Annotated in this window: 16 protein-coding genes and 2 tRNA genes; 2 read left to right on the forward strand and 16 right to left on the reverse strand. The window is 39.5% G+C overall.

Annotated elements, in window-relative coordinates; genetic code table 11:
• Positions 1 to 29 precede the first annotated feature (29 nt).
• Positions 30 to 932, reverse strand: a complete 903-nt coding sequence (gene ilvE / locus CDZ88_RS11490; protein ID WP_100373679.1) for a branched-chain-amino-acid transaminase — start codon at positions 930 to 932, stop codon at positions 30 to 32.
• A gap of 298 nt (positions 933 to 1,230) precedes the next feature.
• Here ilvE and CDZ88_RS11495 point away from each other — a divergent pair, with 298 nt between their 5' ends.
• Positions 1,231 to 1,638, forward strand: a complete 408-nt coding sequence (locus CDZ88_RS11495) for a hypothetical protein (protein ID WP_100373680.1) — start codon at positions 1,231 to 1,233, stop codon at positions 1,636 to 1,638.
• 33 nt (positions 1,639 to 1,671) lie between these two features.
• On the opposite strand, the gene CDZ88_RS11500 is transcribed toward CDZ88_RS11495, so the two are convergent.
• The 11 genes from CDZ88_RS11500 to CDZ88_RS11550 all read right to left on the reverse strand — a co-directional run bounded on the left by CDZ88_RS11500 (position 1,672) and on the right by CDZ88_RS11550 (position 9,883).
• Positions 1,672 to 1,745: transfer RNA gene (locus CDZ88_RS11500), tRNA-Arg, on the reverse strand.
• A gap of 3 nt (positions 1,746 to 1,748) precedes the next feature.
• A tRNA-Gly gene (locus tag CDZ88_RS11505) sits at positions 1,749 to 1,819 on the reverse strand.
• 161 nt (positions 1,820 to 1,980) lie between these two features.
• Complete coding sequence (locus CDZ88_RS11510) at positions 1,981 to 2,499, reverse strand: metallophosphoesterase family protein (protein ID WP_100373681.1); 519 nt, start codon at positions 2,497 to 2,499, stop codon at positions 1,981 to 1,983.
• A 24-nt stretch (positions 2,500 to 2,523) separates the two neighbouring features.
• Positions 2,524 to 3,111 (reverse strand): XTP/dITP diphosphatase, encoded by a 588-nt coding sequence (locus CDZ88_RS11515; RefSeq protein WP_100373682.1) that lies wholly within the window; start codon positions 3,109 to 3,111, stop codon positions 2,524 to 2,526.
• 13 nt (positions 3,112 to 3,124) lie between these two features.
• A complete protein-coding gene (rph, locus tag CDZ88_RS11520) occupies positions 3,125 to 3,871 on the reverse strand; it encodes a ribonuclease PH (RefSeq protein WP_100373683.1) in 747 nt (248 codons plus the stop codon).
• 150 nt (positions 3,872 to 4,021) lie between these two features.
• A complete protein-coding gene (locus CDZ88_RS11525; protein ID WP_100373684.1) occupies positions 4,022 to 5,128 on the reverse strand; it encodes a GerMN domain-containing protein in 1,107 nt (368 codons plus the stop codon).
• Between the two features lie 140 nt (positions 5,129 to 5,268).
• The gene (gene racE / locus CDZ88_RS11530; protein ID WP_100373685.1) at positions 5,269 to 6,078 is read right to left on the reverse strand and encodes a glutamate racemase; all 810 of its coding nucleotides are present in this window, start codon (positions 6,076 to 6,078) and stop codon (positions 5,269 to 5,271) included.
• A 37-nt stretch (positions 6,079 to 6,115) separates the two neighbouring features.
• Positions 6,116 to 6,550, reverse strand: coding sequence for a MarR family winged helix-turn-helix transcriptional regulator (locus CDZ88_RS11535; protein ID WP_100373686.1), 435 nt, complete (start codon positions 6,548 to 6,550; stop codon positions 6,116 to 6,118).
• Between the two features lie 234 nt (positions 6,551 to 6,784).
• Positions 6,785 to 8,506: a phosphoenolpyruvate--protein phosphotransferase gene (ptsP, locus tag CDZ88_RS11540; RefSeq protein WP_100373687.1), complete on the reverse strand. Its 1,722-nt coding sequence runs from the start codon at positions 8,504 to 8,506 to the stop codon at positions 6,785 to 6,787.
• A complete protein-coding gene (locus CDZ88_RS11545) occupies positions 8,506 to 8,769 on the reverse strand; it encodes a phosphocarrier protein HPr (RefSeq protein WP_100373688.1) in 264 nt (87 codons plus the stop codon). Before CDZ88_RS11545 ends, ptsP begins: the two co-directional genes overlap by 1 nt.
• A 271-nt stretch (positions 8,770 to 9,040) precedes the next feature.
• Positions 9,041 to 9,883 (reverse strand): PRD domain-containing protein, encoded by an 843-nt coding sequence (locus CDZ88_RS11550; protein WP_100373689.1) that lies wholly within the window; start codon positions 9,881 to 9,883, stop codon positions 9,041 to 9,043.
• 236 nt (positions 9,884 to 10,119) lie between these two features.
• Between CDZ88_RS11550 and CDZ88_RS11555 the strand changes: the two genes are divergently transcribed.
• Positions 10,120 to 10,344, forward strand: coding sequence for a helix-turn-helix domain-containing protein (locus tag CDZ88_RS11555; RefSeq protein ID WP_100373690.1), 225 nt, complete (start codon positions 10,120 to 10,122; stop codon positions 10,342 to 10,344).
• A gap of 105 nt (positions 10,345 to 10,449) precedes the next feature.
• Here the strand turns inward: CDZ88_RS11555 and CDZ88_RS11560 are convergent, their stop codons facing one another.
• The 4 genes from CDZ88_RS11560 to CDZ88_RS11575 all read right to left on the reverse strand — a co-directional run bounded on the left by CDZ88_RS11560 (position 10,450) and on the right by CDZ88_RS11575 (position 14,200).
• Complete coding sequence (locus CDZ88_RS11560; RefSeq protein WP_442857098.1) at positions 10,450 to 10,914, reverse strand: acyl-CoA thioesterase; 465 nt, start codon at positions 10,912 to 10,914, stop codon at positions 10,450 to 10,452.
• A gap of 124 nt (positions 10,915 to 11,038) precedes the next feature.
• The gene (gene sdhB, locus CDZ88_RS11565) at positions 11,039 to 11,791 is read right to left on the reverse strand and encodes a succinate dehydrogenase iron-sulfur subunit (RefSeq protein WP_100373692.1); all 753 of its coding nucleotides are present in this window, start codon (positions 11,789 to 11,791) and stop codon (positions 11,039 to 11,041) included.
• Positions 11,788 to 13,557, reverse strand: a complete 1,770-nt coding sequence (gene sdhA, locus CDZ88_RS11570; protein ID WP_100373693.1) for a succinate dehydrogenase flavoprotein subunit — start codon at positions 13,555 to 13,557, stop codon at positions 11,788 to 11,790. Before sdhA ends, sdhB begins: the two co-directional genes overlap by 4 nt.
• Before the next feature lie 13 nt (positions 13,558 to 13,570).
• Complete coding sequence (locus CDZ88_RS11575; protein WP_100373694.1) at positions 13,571 to 14,200, reverse strand: succinate dehydrogenase cytochrome b558 subunit; 630 nt, start codon at positions 14,198 to 14,200, stop codon at positions 13,571 to 13,573.
• Between the last annotated feature and the right edge of the window lie 346 nt (positions 14,201 to 14,546).

Consider the following 14,546-nt stretch of genomic DNA (forward strand, 5'->3'; position numbering starts at 1 on the left):
TTCTATGCTATTCTCTATTCTCTTTGAATCTAACTTATCTCTACTTGTTCCTCTTTATAAACTTTCTCTCCATCTTCAACGACACGCTTACGAAAAGCTTCTAGCAAACGATTCGTTTCCTCACCTGGAATTCCTTCGCCGATCACTCGGCCGTCTACTTTTACGACTGCAATCACTTCAGCTGCTGTACCTGTTAAGAAAACTTCATCCGCTACATACACATCATGTCTTGTAAACGGATCTTCTTTCATGTCATAGCCAAGCTCTTTGGCAATATCAATAATGGCATCACGCGTGATTCCTTCTAGAGCGCCGATATAGCCAGGTGGAGTTAAAATTTTATTCCCTTTGACAATAAAGACATTGTCAGCCGAACCCTCTGCCACATAACCTTGGTCATTTAACATGAGTGCTTCACTTACTCCGGCTAAACTCGCTTCTATTTTGACAAGAATATTATTTAAATAATTCAGAGATTTCACTTTAGGGCTTAACACATCTGGTCTATTCCTTCTCGTTGCCACCGTCACGATCTCTATCCCCGTTTTGTATAATTCTTTTGGAAACAAAGCTAGTTCCTCAGCAATTACGATCACTTGAGGCGCGGCACATGAATTTGGATCAAGTCCTAAATTTCCAATTCCACGAGAAATGACTAACCGAATGTAGGCATTACGTAATTGATTCTTTTGTAATGTCTTAACAACAATCTCTGTCATTTCTTCTTTTGTGTGAGGTATGTTTAGCATGATTGACTTAGCTGAATCGTACAGCCTCACAAGATGCTCATCTAACTTAAAAACATTCCCGTCATAGACTCTAATGCCTTCGAAGACACCATCACCATATAAAAATCCATGATCATAAACAGACACTTTCGCTTCATGCTTTTCAACATATTCTCCATTTAGATAAATCCACTGTTGATCCATCGCGCTCACTCTCCTCATGTCTCACATTCTAGTACTTCTAGAACAACTAGATGAAGACCAAATTCTTCTACTCTGAGCGGACATTTGTTTTTTCTAAGTTGTTTATTTGAAGTTTATAATACGCCCATTTATGGGAGTGGTCAACCACTTTCCGTAAAATAATTTGACAATTTAGACTTATCAGTTAACGTGAATGCGCTTACATATCTTTCCTGTCTACGTTTGCCATTTAGTAAATTCTTTTTTATTTATTCATAGAATCTGGACAAATCGGAAATGATAACAGTAGGTGATGATGATGAAACGATCTAAACAACTGTTCCGCTTGGTTTACTTGACTAAACGCTTTCCTTATCTTCGTTTACGTCAAAGAACAAAAGCCACATTAATCTTAGTTAGGAACGATGAAGAAAATTGTAGGAATCGAGCAGAGAAGGAATTGTATAAGAAATTAAGAGAATCTGGGTACTATCCAACACCTTGTTATGAAGTAGCAGGTATAGTCGTCAATATCGCCCTCGTACCCTTTCGACTAGCGTTAATTGAAAAGCACCCAAATTTAGATGAGAAGCGACTGAATCGGTTGTTTAGAAAAAAAGGCTGGCGTGTATTGTTTTATCAACAAGATCAAGTGATTCGTGATGCTCATGACTACTTACGAGAGATTAAACAACAAGCAAGACCAACAAAAAACATCTCCGTTTAAATAAACGGAGATGTTTTTTATGTATTCATTTAACGTCCCAGGAGAGATTCGAACTCCCGACCGACGCCTTAGAAGGGCGTTGCTCTATCCAGCTGAGCTACTGGGACAAAAGCGGGCGATGAGAATCGAACTCACATCATCAGCTTGGAAGGCTGAGGTTTTACCACTAAACTACGCCCGCATGTCTTATTATCGCTCATTACATTTCGTAACTGACGACGCTTATAAATATATCTTAAATAATGAAATCTGTCAACGGTAATCCGAAAAAAATTACGAGATCATTAACTAAATTCTCAAGGTAGTTGTGGAGCTTACCACCTACCTTGAGAAAAATATTTTTTATAATGCTCTTTGATACGTTTTAGCAAGCTCAGTGATCTCTTTACCTGTCTCTCTTTCATAAAAACGTACATCAATCTCCGTGTCTGTCACATCACAAAGAACATAGGTCTGTTCTTTGGGGCTTCTTGGCAAGCGTAGACTTCCTGGATTAATAAAAATGCTACCTTGTTCCATAAAGCTCGTCGCCATATGGGAGTGACCGAAACAAACAATATCAGCCCCTACTTCTTCTGCACGGTAGCTTAGTGGCGTAGACGTCATTTTCACGTTATAGAGATGCCCATGTGTCGCGTAGACTCGTACGTTTTCATACACCTCTAGAATATCTTCTGGGAAGTCAGAACCAAAGTCGCAGTTTCCCTTCACCGTCTTCACACCCTTTAATGCCGCTGCGTCTTTTGTCAATTCAGAGTCTCCACAATGAATGATCGCTTTTGTTTCATGTTGATGGCGCTCCACAACACTTTTAACCTCTTCACTCCATCCATGACTGTCACTCATCACAAGAAGTTTCAAATTAATCCTCTCCTAACTATCTCTCTAGGACCATATTTTCATTAATGCTTCTAAAGCACGAGCTCTATGGCTAATTTTATTTTTTTCCGTTGAATTAAGCTCAGCCATCGTTTTGTTGTAAGATGGGATATGCATGATAGGATCGTAACCAAAGCCATTTTTCCCTACAGGCTCACGAGTGATAACACCTTCACATGCACCCTGTACACTAAATGTTTTTTGATTAGGTTCAGCAACAGCAATCATGCATACAAAACGAGCGGTCCTGTCTTCTGCTGGAACATCTATCATCTCTTCTAGTACCTTCTTGAGATTCGCCTGATCACTCTTATCTTCTCCTGCATAACGAGCTGAGTAGACACCCGGTCTTCCATCTAACGCATCAACCACTAAACCAGAATCATCTGCAATAACCATCTCGTTTAAAATATTTGCTAATGTTTCCGCTTTGATTTTTGCATTTTCTTCAAAGGTTACTCCTGTTTCTGCAATGTCTGGGATCTCGTCATAATCAAGCAAAGATTTAACAATATATCCTCGACTCTCAAACATTTGCTCAAATTCACGAACTTTTCCTTTATTTTTTGATGCAATGATGATTGATTTCGTCATATGTTAATCACCCTTATTTGTATGTATCCATTTTTTCCGTCGCCAAACCAATCGCTTCTTTTTGCTTAGCAATCAGCAGATCGATTCCAAGTTCCGCTAAATCAAGTAGAGCGTTTAACTCTTGTCTTGAAAAGGTTGCTTCTTCTCCCGTACCTTGAAGCTCAACAAATTGATGGGTCCCTGTCATAATGACATTCATATCCACATCGGCAGAAGAATCTTCTACATAATTGAGGTCAAGAATTTCACCATGAGCTTGGTCAACTCCAACAGATACCGCTGCTAAATAATTTTTAATAGGCCACTTCTTAATAGTGCCTTTTTCCATTGCTTTTTCAACAGCAAGAACCAATGCAACAAATGCTCCTGTAATCGATGCTGTGCGGGTTCCTCCATCAGCTTGAATCACATCACAGTCAATCCAAATCGTTCTCTCACCTAGTAATTTCAAATCAAGAATCGAGCGTAGGGAACGTCCGATTAATCGTTGAATCTCCATCGTTCTTCCTGTCACTTTACCTTTGGAAGACTCACGAATTGTACGAGATTCGGTTGCTCTTGGTAGCATTGAATATTCTGCTGTAATCCAGCCTTTTCCTTGCCCTCTCATAAATGGCGGGACACGGTCTTCAATACTAGCCGTACAAATCACCTTCGTATCACCCATGGAGATCAAGACTGAACCTTCTGGGTGCTTTAAATAATTTGTATCTATCTTTACTTCTCTTAGATCATTTACATTTCTTCCATCTGTTCTCATACGACTTTCCCCCTCCTACTTATCATAACATCTAACCACTTCTAGAATCACACAAAAACATCATGAATATCCATGATACCCCAAAATAGCTCCAGACTTACTCAACGTCAAAAAAAGACAGCAAAAACCGCTGTCTTTTTTTGACGTTCATTAAAAGCTTCCTGTATTCACTTTTTCAGGTCTTGTTACAGGCTGTGCCATTTGACCTGACTCATGTAGAATATTTGCTTCGCCGTTCACTTGCACCGCTACTTGTTCGACTCCCTCTTGTTCTGTTAACGTTAGTGCTAACATATTTAATGCGATGTCTGAGATGGCTCTAGCATCAAGTTGACTTAGTAACGACTCGTTGAAGTTCAAAGTAACAACTCCATTTTCGTAAATTGGATCAGATAATAGTTGAACACCGTTTCTAAAATCAGTTAATAGGTTAGATTTAAAGGACGGACCTTGTAGCAACTCTTCTACCGCCACTTTTAACGCGTCTTCACTATTGCCTACTCTACGTGTGACAGGAACATAATAGGTGTTGTCTCCTTTTTGATCAAGGAAATACAAGGTTACACTTTTACTATTTACGAGATCTACAACACCATTTGACTCTAAGTTGATCCCATTTGCTCGGCTGACACCTTCCCCAATAGGTGTTCCGTTTTGTGGCATCATGTCTTGATCGTAACCATTGATTCGAATCGTTACTTTTTCAACCGTTTCAAATTGTGTTAACGTCCACGTGATTGCCTGCAAAATTTGCTGCTCGTGTTCTGGGTTATATTCTTTAAATTCATTTGAAAAATCTGCGATTGCTACTCCATCCACTAAGTGTACATCTACCTCCGTACCTGCAGGAATAACTGCTTTAAATCCATTTGGAAGCAATTCAGTTACAGGGCCCCCATCGACAAGGTATTGAAGAGATTGCTTTAGAACACTCTCTGTTTTCGGTACGGAAAGAGTTTGTGGAACAACTAACCCATTTTCATCAATAAGATACAATTCTCTCTCTACCATACTCGTGACAACTTCTTCTTCTGCAACATTTTCTTCACCAGGTTCGGCCTCTTCCCCTTTTGCAGGCTCTTCTGTTTCAGGGGCATCACCTTCTTCATCAAGATCTAATGAATCGCCTTCATCGACATAACTAACAGGTGGTGCATCCATTTCCGTCGTTGCCTCATTGGCTCCAAAAGAACAACCTGTCGCTACGAGTGTGGTCATCACAAGTACTGGTACGCTTTTACGTAAAAACTTACGCATCGTTTCCCCTCCTAAATAAAAGATGGTTTGTACTACATGTATACGAGCCCACAGAAAGTTTAGACCACTTGTATCTAAATAATTGAGAAATGACAAAAAAACCACCTGACTCCTAGTCTGATGGTTTCATATGTTACGTATTATTTACCTTCTTCACCTAATTGAATCGACTCAACAATGCCAACTTCCATTTCAAGCCATTTATCCGCTAGCGACTTAAAACGCTGATGATCTCCAGTCGTAAAGAACCGATGCATCGGTTGTCTTTCTTTAGTGAAGAGGAGATTATTGTGATAAAGCAAACCGCTTACTTCTCGAGCTGTCTCATCACCAGAAGAAATGAGTTGAATGTTCGGTCCAATCTGCTCCTGAATCGTTTGTCTCAATAACGGGTAGTGTGTACACCCTAAAATGAGTGTATCAAAGCCTTTATCTTTTAATGGGGCTAATACGTCCCCAACAATCATTTGCGCTTCTTCCCCAGCAAACATCCCTCTCTCTACAAGAGGAACAAAGGGTGGGCAAGCAAGGCTTTCTACAATCACTTCACTATTGATCGATTTTAGCGCTTGTTCATAGGCACCACTTTCAATCGTTCCCTCTGTTCCAATGACAGCTACGTGATCTTTTTTTGTCACTTTTAAAGCGCTAATCGCCCCTGGATGAATAACGCCTACAACAGGAATAGACAACTCCCGTTTGACTTCATCTAGGACTACAGCCGTTGCTGTGTTGCAAGCAATGATGAGCATTTTCATATTTTCTTCTACTAAACGATCAATCATTTCCCACGTGTATTTTCTAACTTCTTCTCTCGTTCGTGGTCCGTACGGGCATCTAGCCGAATCACCAATATAGACAATTTCTTCTTTTGGAAGTTGTCTCATTAACTCTTTTGCGACTGTTAAACCACCTAAACCCGAATCAATGACTCCTATAGGTCTATCCACGACATTTCCCTCGTTTTCTCCATTAAACTACTGCATGCTACACCTTAACTTTCATTTCTTCATGAAGAACATCCAAGCTTTTTTCGAGAAAATCTACCTCATCTTGTGAGAAGTTTTCTAAAATGTTTTCAAGGTATACTTGGCGTTTGTTAATCACTTCATGAATGATCGTTGTACCTTTTTCCAACAAATGAATACGTACAACACGACGATCATTTTTGTCTTTTATCCGTTCAACGAGATCATTTTTCTCCATACGGTCAACTAGATCTGTTGTTGTGCTACATGCCAGATACATTTTAGTTGATAACTCACCTATTGTCATATCACCATATTCGTTTAACCATTGTAAGGCGACAAATTGCGGGGGAGTAATCGGAAATTGAGTTAAAATCTCTCTACCCTTTTGTTTCACCATTTCTGAAACTCGACGCAACGAGCGCTCAATTTGTTCGATTTGTTGATGGTTCATCCTTTGTACCTCCATCTATTAAACGAAATGTTTCATCTGGCGTCCAGATGAAAATCTTCCTATTTCTTTCTCGCATTCCGCAAACATTCTGTAAATCCTTGCGTGTCTTATCAATAATTGTCGCTGTTTTTAATAAGAATTGCAAGTAAAGATCTAGTCATACATGGAAATATTTGATCTTTTGTAAATCAAAAAAAACCAGCCGATATAAAATCGGCTGTTCAGATGTTCATCTTATGCATTAAAAAATTGTTTACGAACACGAGCTTCGACTTCGTCTGCTGTGTTTAAATCAAGCATTTCATTTGAAAATGTTGTTAATTCCTCTTTAGATAAATCTAGTAACTGGCTTCTAGCAGGTAAAATAGACGTTGCACTCATACTAAACTCATCTAGACCAAGGCCTAAAAGAATTGGGATAGCGACTTCATCTCCAGCCATTTCTCCACACATGCCTGTCCATTTTCCTTCTTTGTTCGCTGCTTGAATGACCATATTCACTAAGCGTAAAATCGCTGGGTGATATGGTTGATACAAGTAGGAAACACGCTCGTTCATACGATCAGCAGCAAACGTGTACTGGATCAAGTCATTTGTTCCAATACTGAAGAAATCAACTTCTTTTGCAAAACGATCTGCTGCTACAGCTGTCGATGGGATCTCAACCATAATTCCCACTTCGATTTCATCAGAAACGTTCACACCTTCATTGACCAACTTTTGCTTTTCTTCAGAAAGAAGGCCTTTCGCTTGGCGTAACTCTTCTAATGTCGCGATCATCGGGAACATTATTTTTAATTGTCCATACGAGCTTGCACGAAGCAGTGCACGTAATTGCGTTCTGAACATCTCGTCTTTTTCTAAACAAAGACGAATGGCACGGAATCCTAAGAAAGGATTCAATTCTTTAGGTAAGTCAAGGTATGGAAGTTCTTTATCCCCACCAATATCTAATGTTCGGATAACAACGGGTTTCCCTTCCATGCGCTCAACCACTTCTTTATACGCTTCGTACTGTTCTTCTTCAGTAGGCAATGCATCACGGCCCATATAAAGGAACTCTGTACGATACAGTCCAATCCCCTCAGCACCATTACTAATAACACCATCAAGATCTTTAGGTGTACCAATGTTAGCAGCAAGCTCGACATGATGACCATCTTTTGTCAACGTCTTTTCATTGACAAGCTTTGCCCATTCTTCTTTTTGCTTTTGAAAATCAGCTTTCTTTTTCTTATATGTAGCCATTTCCTCTTCAGAAGGATTGATGATAACATTTCCATCAATACCATCGACTATCACCATCATGCCTGTTTCAATTCTTGATGTAACTTCTTTCGCTCCAACGACTGCTGGAATTTCAAGAGAACGAGACATAATCGCAGAGTGAGACGTTCTTCCTCCGATATTTGTCGCGAACCCTTTAATAAAAACAGGGTTTAGCTGAGCTGTATCAGACGGAGTGAGGTCTTCAGCAATGACAATCGTCTCTTCTGAAATTGTAGCCAATGATTGAGCCTCTACTCCAAGTAAATGTCCTAATACGCGTTTTGTTACATCACGAATGTCAGACGCACGCTCTTTCATGTACTCATTATCCATATTTTCAAACATAGAAATGAACATGTTAGCAATTTCATCTAATGCATATTCAGCATTTTGTTTCTCATCTTTAATTTTCCCTTTAACTGCATCAACAAGCTCGGGGTCGCTTAACACTAGCAAATGCGCAGCAAAGATTTCTGCCTTGTCTGCTCCAAGGTCTGCTTCTGTCTTGTCCTTAATCACCGTTAGCTCGTCTCTCGCTTTCGTTAAAGCGGCTTCAAAACGATCAATTTCTTCGTTGGCGTTTGTCACTTCTCGAAGTTCAATACTTAGATCAGGTTCCTCATGAACGAAAGCTTTAGCAATTGCGACACCTGAAGATGCCGCAATACCTGTTAATTTATGTTGCATTATTCGCCTAACCCTTCTTTAATTACATCTTCAATTGCTTGTAATGCTTCATCTGCATCTGATCCTTCAGCTTTGATCGTAACTTCAGCACCTTGACCAACACCAAGTGACATCACGCCCATGATTGATTTTAAGTTTACAGATTTCCCTTTGTATTCTAGTGTTACGTCTGAAGAATATTGACCTGCTTTGTTTACTAATTGTGTTGCAGGACGTGCATGAATTCCTGTTTCTGCTGTGATTTTGAATGTTTTTTCTGCCATTTTTCATCAACCTCTTTCGTTTATTTTAGAATGGGGGCACCAATATGTTTGGATAGCACATTCATGTTAAGTAATAGATTCCGTGTTTTTTGTGATCCTTGCTCGTTATTGAAAACGGTTAACAAGTGATGTGACAAAAAACAGGCATCAGTAAAGAAACGCACATGACGATAATATGAGATACACTATAATGTACCCCATTTAAACCTCATATACACTTCCGTACTCATGCCTGATCTTGTCAGTAACACGTAATCTAAGTGCACTCTTATTATATATTCTTAATAAGTTTTTGCAAATAAAAGACGACATCCGGTACATCTTCAGCCTTATATGCCGTTTCAAAACGTTGATTTAACTTGTTCACGATCTGTTCAGTAATATTATAGCATAAGTTAAATTCTTCTTTCAACAGATCTGATAGAAGAACAGTACCATCAATCGTTTCTTTTTTTCGGAAACGATCAATCACATCGCACAAAAAATGAACAAGGCGCATATACTCCACTGTACGTTTTTGAATCGTTCCTTCTGCTTGATGTTCAATCACTTGCACTAACTCTAAGATCAATTGAGGATGTTCGTGCATTTCCGTAATTTTTTGGTTGGATGTTGCACTATAAATATGCAAGGCGACAAAACCGATTTCTGCCTCAGGTAGTTCAACCTCAAGATGCTCGTTTAGAAACAGTACAGCATTCCGTGCAAGTTGGAACTCTTGTGGAAACATTAATTCCGTCTCAGTTAAAAATGGATTCGGAATATCAATTCCCTGCTTAATTCTACGAACAGCAAATTGAATGTGATCAGCTAAAGCTAAATGAATTCTTTCATGGAGTGGTGCTTTTAAATCATCTTGAATTCCTCGTACGACTTCTGCCATTAAATTGATGAACGATTCGTCTACATCATCAAGTAATTGTTTATATTGCTCTTGATCTTCACGATCAGCTAGAACAAACAGCTTGTCAATGGCTTCAGGTTCAATCGATTGACCACGTTTTTGGCCAAACCCGATCCCTCTCCCAATGAGTATGACTTCTTCATGGTCTGGATTCATGGCAATGACGACATTATTATTGACTACCTTTTTTATATGAAACGAATCGCTCATTTCATTACCCTCTTTAAATTAGACTCGATTTCTTTTACTATCTTATCTGAATATAATAACCATCGTCAACCACCGGCTTGTGTATATGAATAGGCAATCAGCCAAACATTCTCTATATGCAAATAATGCTCACATGTTTCCACATTCCTACATATACTATCAAGACTAAAGCCCTTCAACAGTGGGATTGAGTTACCCAAATTCGCTCTTAGCCCGAGCAAGAAGGAGTGAACTCATTGAAAGGAGCAGAATTCGGACCAAAACCATTACTTACGAAAAGGGAAAGAGAAGTATTCGAACTTCTTGTACAAGATAATACGACAAGAGAGATCGCAAAAGAACTTTTCATAAGTGAGAAGACCGTACGAAATCACATCTCTAATACGATGCAAAAGTTGGGGGTTAAGGGGCGCTCTCAAGCTGTTATAGAACTAATCAGACTGGGTGAACTTGAAATCTAACCAGCGTCATTTGCTATATGACAGCCTTTAATGTCAGCCTACATCTAAGTTAGATGTAAGCTGACTTTTACTTTTATAAACTTTCTATTCAGAGCATTTTATACTTTATCGTTGCGGCTGATCTTGTAGAGCTTGTCTCATCTCTTCATTCCATGGCACCGATCGTCCACTCACTTTACCAATTTGAACAATAGAGCCTCTTCCAGTAAGACAAATGTCACTTGATTCGTTTTCGACTAAGTAGTGTAAGTCCATTGAAGAGTTTCCTAACTTCTCTACTTTTACAAACACATGTAATGTCTCATTGAATTTAATTTGTCTAATGTAATCTACTTGCAAATCCGCTGCTACAATCATCGTTTCAAAATCCTCACTTGACCATTTTTGCATTAAGCCAATAGAGTTAAAGTATTCAAGCCTAGCGTCTTCAAAATAAACAAGCGCATTTTTGTTGTTAACATGTCCAAACGCATCCGTTTCAGAAAATCGTACCTTTAGGGTTGTTGAGAAGGTAAACCCTTCTCGCCATTGTTCGAAATTTGTTATGTATGTAGGTAATCTCAACGTCATCAATCCTTTATCATTATTATTTTATACAGAAAAAGCTCACCTCTACACTCTCTACTCTAGTCTGTCAGTGACAAAAAAAGAATAGAAGTCTAGTAGAGGGTGAGCTAGTTGGTTTGATTAACCTTTATTGTCCACCAAAGAAATTCTTAAATGATTGCAACGTCGTCTGACGGTTTAAATCTGCAATCGATGTTGTCAATGGAATGCCTTTAGGACAAGCTTGTACACAGTTTTGGGAGTTACCGCAGTTGGTAAGTCCACCATCACCCATAATCGTTTCAAGTCGTTCTGCTTTATTCATCTCTCCTGTTGGATGAGCGTTAAAGAGACGTACTTGAGATAATGGTGCTGGTCCAATAAACTCTGATTTGCTATTTACATTCGGACATGCCTCTAAACATACACCACATGTCATACACTTAGATAATTCATATGCCCACTGACGCTTTGTCTCTGCCATACGAGGGCCAGGTCCTAAATCATACGTTCCATCAATTGGAATCCAAGCCTTTACTTTTTTCAATGAGTCAAACATTCTGCTACGATCGACGATTAAGTCACGTACAACAGGGAATGTTTTCATTGGGTCTAAGCGAATTGGTTGTTCTAATTGATCGACAAGCGCTGTACATGATTGACGAGGCTTCCCGTTAATTACCATTGAGCAAGCACCACATACTTCCTCTAAACAGTTCATATCCCATGCAATTGGAGTCGTCATTTCACCTTTTGTGTTGACAGGATTACGACGAAATTCCATTAAAGCTGAAATAACATTCATATTTTCGCGATATGGGACCTCGAACTCTTCCACATAAGAACTGCCGTTTGGGTCATCTTGACGAGTTACTTTAAATTTGATTGTTTTTTCGCTCATGATTTAACAGCCCCTTGCTTCTTTTGTGAGTAGTCACGTTTACGAGGTTTAATCAGCGATGTATCAACCTCATCGTATGTGAAATCAGGTCCATTAGTCGCTGGGTTAAACGTCGCTTTGGTTGTCTTTAGGAAGTCTTCATCATTACGCTCAGGGAAGTCTGGCTTAAAGTGTGCCCCGCGACTTTCATTACGATTGTAAGCACCAAGCGTTACAACTCGTGCAAGACTTAACATACCATCTAGCTGTCGTGTAAAGGATGCACCTTGGTTGCTCCATTTCGCTGTATCATTAATGTTGATGTTCTTAAAACGCTCCATTAACTCTTGGATTTTCTCATCCGTCTTCAAAAGCCTCTCGTTATAACGTACAACCGTTACGTTGTCTGTCATCCATTCCCCAAGCTCTTTATGAAGAATATAAGCATTTTCTTTTCCATCCATCTTCATGATGTTATCGTAAGCCTCTTGTTCTTTCTTCGTTTCCCCATCAAATAGTGATGAAGACATGGAGTCCGTTGATTTAGCCAATCCGTTCATGTATTCAACAGCTTTTGGACCTGCGACCATTCCACCGTAAATAGCTGATAGTAATGAGTTTGCACCTAGGCGGTTCGCACCATGTTGAGAGTAATCACACTCACCTGCAGCAAAAAGACCAGGGATATTTGTCATTTGGTCGTAATCAATCCACATTCCACCCATTGAGTAGTGAACCGCAGGGAAGATCTTCATTGGTACCTTACGTGGGTCATCACCCATGAACTTCTCATAAATCTCAATAATTCCCCCAAGCTTAATATCAAGCTCTTTAGGATCTTTGTGAGATAAATCAAGGTATACCATGTTCTCTCCGTTAATTCCAAGCTTCTGCTCGACACACACATCGAAGATTTCACGTGTAGCGATATCACGAGGAACAAGATTTCCATAAGCAGGATATTTCTCTTCAAGAAAATACCAAGGTTTTCCGTCTTTATATGTCCATACTCGTCCACCTTCTCCACGAGCAGACTCACTCATAAGACGAAGTTTGTCATCTCCAGGAATTGCTGTTGGGTGAATTTGGATGAACTCACCATTGGCATAATGAACACCTTGTTGATACAATTTCGCTGCAGCATACCCTGTGTTGATTACTGAGTTTGTTGATTTACCGAAAATAATTCCTGGTCCACCCGTTGCCATAATGACTGCATCTGCAGGGAAACTTTTAATTTCAGATGTCTTTAAATCTTGAGCTGTGATTCCGCGACAGGTTCCTTCGTCATCAACGATGGCTGAAAGGAATTCCCATCCTTCGTATTTCGTGACAAGTCCACTCGTCTCATGACGACGAACTTGCTCATCAAGTGCATATAGCAATTGTTGGCCTGTTGTTGCACCAGCAAAGGCTGTACGGTGATATTGTGTTCCACCGAAACGACGGAAATCTAATAATCCTTCTGGTGTACGGTTAAACATAACACCCATACGGTCCATTAAGTGAATGATTCCAGGTGCTGCTTCAGTCATTGCTTGAACTGGCGGTTGATTTGCTAAGAAGTCGCCACCATAGACTGTGTCATCAAAGTGTTCCCAAGTAGAATCGCCTTCCCCTTTTGTATTAACCGCACCATTAATGCCGCCCTGTGCACATACAGAGTGAGAGCGTTTTACTGGTACCAATGAAAATAGATCAACTGGTACACCTTTTTCTGCTGCTTTGATTGCTGCCATCAGACCAGCCAGTCCGCCACCGACAACAATAATTCTGCCTTTACTCATATGGATCCACCCCTTAAATGTTTGCTAAGTCTGGATTAATGAATGCGAGGATTGCGCGAATCCCTACAAACGTTAATATAAAGAAAATACCGATCGTTACATATGTTGAAATTTGTTGTGAACGTGGTGTAACTGTAATTCCCCAAGATACGGCAAATGACCATAAACCATTGGCAAAGTGGAACGTAGCAGCAACAACACCTAAAATATAGAACGCAAGCATAAATGGACTACTTAAGATATCTGCCATCATGTTGTAGTTAACATCTGCACCAAATGCAGCTGCGATACGTGTCTCCCATACATGCCATGCGATAAAGATTAATAGAAACACACCCGATGTACGTTGTAAACGGAACATCCAGTTACGGAAAAAACCGTAGCGTACTGTATTATTCTGTGCTTGGAACGCAATATAGATCCCATAAATAGCGTGGTATAAAAGCGGTATAAAAATGATGAAAATTTCAAGTGCGTAACGGAAAGGTAAACTCTCCATAAAATGCGAAGCTTGATTGAATGCACTAGCACCTCTTGTTGCAAAGTGATTGATTACTAGATGTTGAACTAAGAAGAGTCCAACTGGAATAACACCTAGTAGGGAGTGCATTTTGCGATTAAAAAATTCTCGATTCCCTGCCATACCTGTTTCCCCCCATGATTGTTTTTAACTTTCCATACACATCAACTTGTCTACTTTCTCTCTTTTTCCGTATAACGTGTACCTCCCTGTCTCAAAAACAACGTAATAACGTAATATGGAAATAAATCTAAATTATGAAACTTAAGCAAAGTTTCTGTGAAAAAAATCCGACAAATTAATTGTACTCCCATCAGTTTGCCTCGTCAAGAAAACGTATACAAGCTTTTTCAAAAATGTTTCCACCCTACTGAAACCGCTATCATAGCAGAAACGTTGCTGCACCGCCTTTTTTGCGCATAATAATCTGTCTATTTTGTTTTTTCTTCTGCTAATAGGCTAAAACTTT

The organism is Bacillus sp. FJAT-45037, assembly GCF_002797325.1.
GTDB lineage: Bacteria > Bacillota > Bacilli > Bacillales > Bacillaceae_D > Alkalihalophilus.

Coding starts and splice junctions, on each gene's coding strand:
- ilvE (WP_100373679.1), bottom strand. CDS start 932: ATGGATCAACAGTGGATTTATCTAAATGGAGAATATGTTGAAAAGCAT.
- CDZ88_RS11495 (WP_100373680.1), top strand. CDS start 1,231: ATGAAACGATCTAAACAACTGTTCCGCTTGGTTTACTTGACTAAACGC.
- CDZ88_RS11515 (WP_100373682.1), bottom strand. CDS start 3,111: ATGACGAAATCAATCATCATTGCATCAAAAAATAAAGGAAAAGTTCGT.
- rph (WP_100373683.1), bottom strand. CDS start 3,871: ATGAGAACAGATGGAAGAAATGTAAATGATCTAAGAGAAGTAAAGATA.
- CDZ88_RS11525 (WP_100373684.1), bottom strand. CDS start 5,128: ATGCGTAAGTTTTTACGTAAAAGCGTACCAGTACTTGTGATGACCACA.
- CDZ88_RS11535 (WP_100373686.1), bottom strand. CDS start 6,550: ATGAACCATCAACAAATCGAACAAATTGAGCGCTCGTTGCGTCGAGTT.
- ptsP (WP_100373687.1), bottom strand. CDS start 8,506: ATGCAACATAAATTAACAGGTATTGCGGCATCTTCAGGTGTCGCAATT.
- CDZ88_RS11545 (WP_100373688.1), bottom strand. CDS start 8,769: ATGGCAGAAAAAACATTCAAAATCACAGCAGAAACAGGAATTCATGCA.
- CDZ88_RS11550 (WP_100373689.1), bottom strand. CDS start 9,883: ATGAGCGATTCGTTTCATATAAAAAAGGTAGTCAATAATAATGTCGTC.
- CDZ88_RS11560 (WP_442857098.1), bottom strand. CDS start 10,914: ATGACGTTGAGATTACCTACATACATAACAAATTTCGAACAATGGCGA.
- sdhB (WP_100373692.1), bottom strand. CDS start 11,791: ATGAGCGAAAAAACAATCAAATTTAAAGTAACTCGTCAAGATGACCCA.
- sdhA (WP_100373693.1), bottom strand. CDS start 13,557: ATGAGTAAAGGCAGAATTATTGTTGTCGGTGGCGGACTGGCTGGTCTG.
- CDZ88_RS11575 (WP_100373694.1), bottom strand. CDS start 14,200: ATGGCAGGGAATCGAGAATTTTTTAATCGCAAAATGCACTCCCTACTA.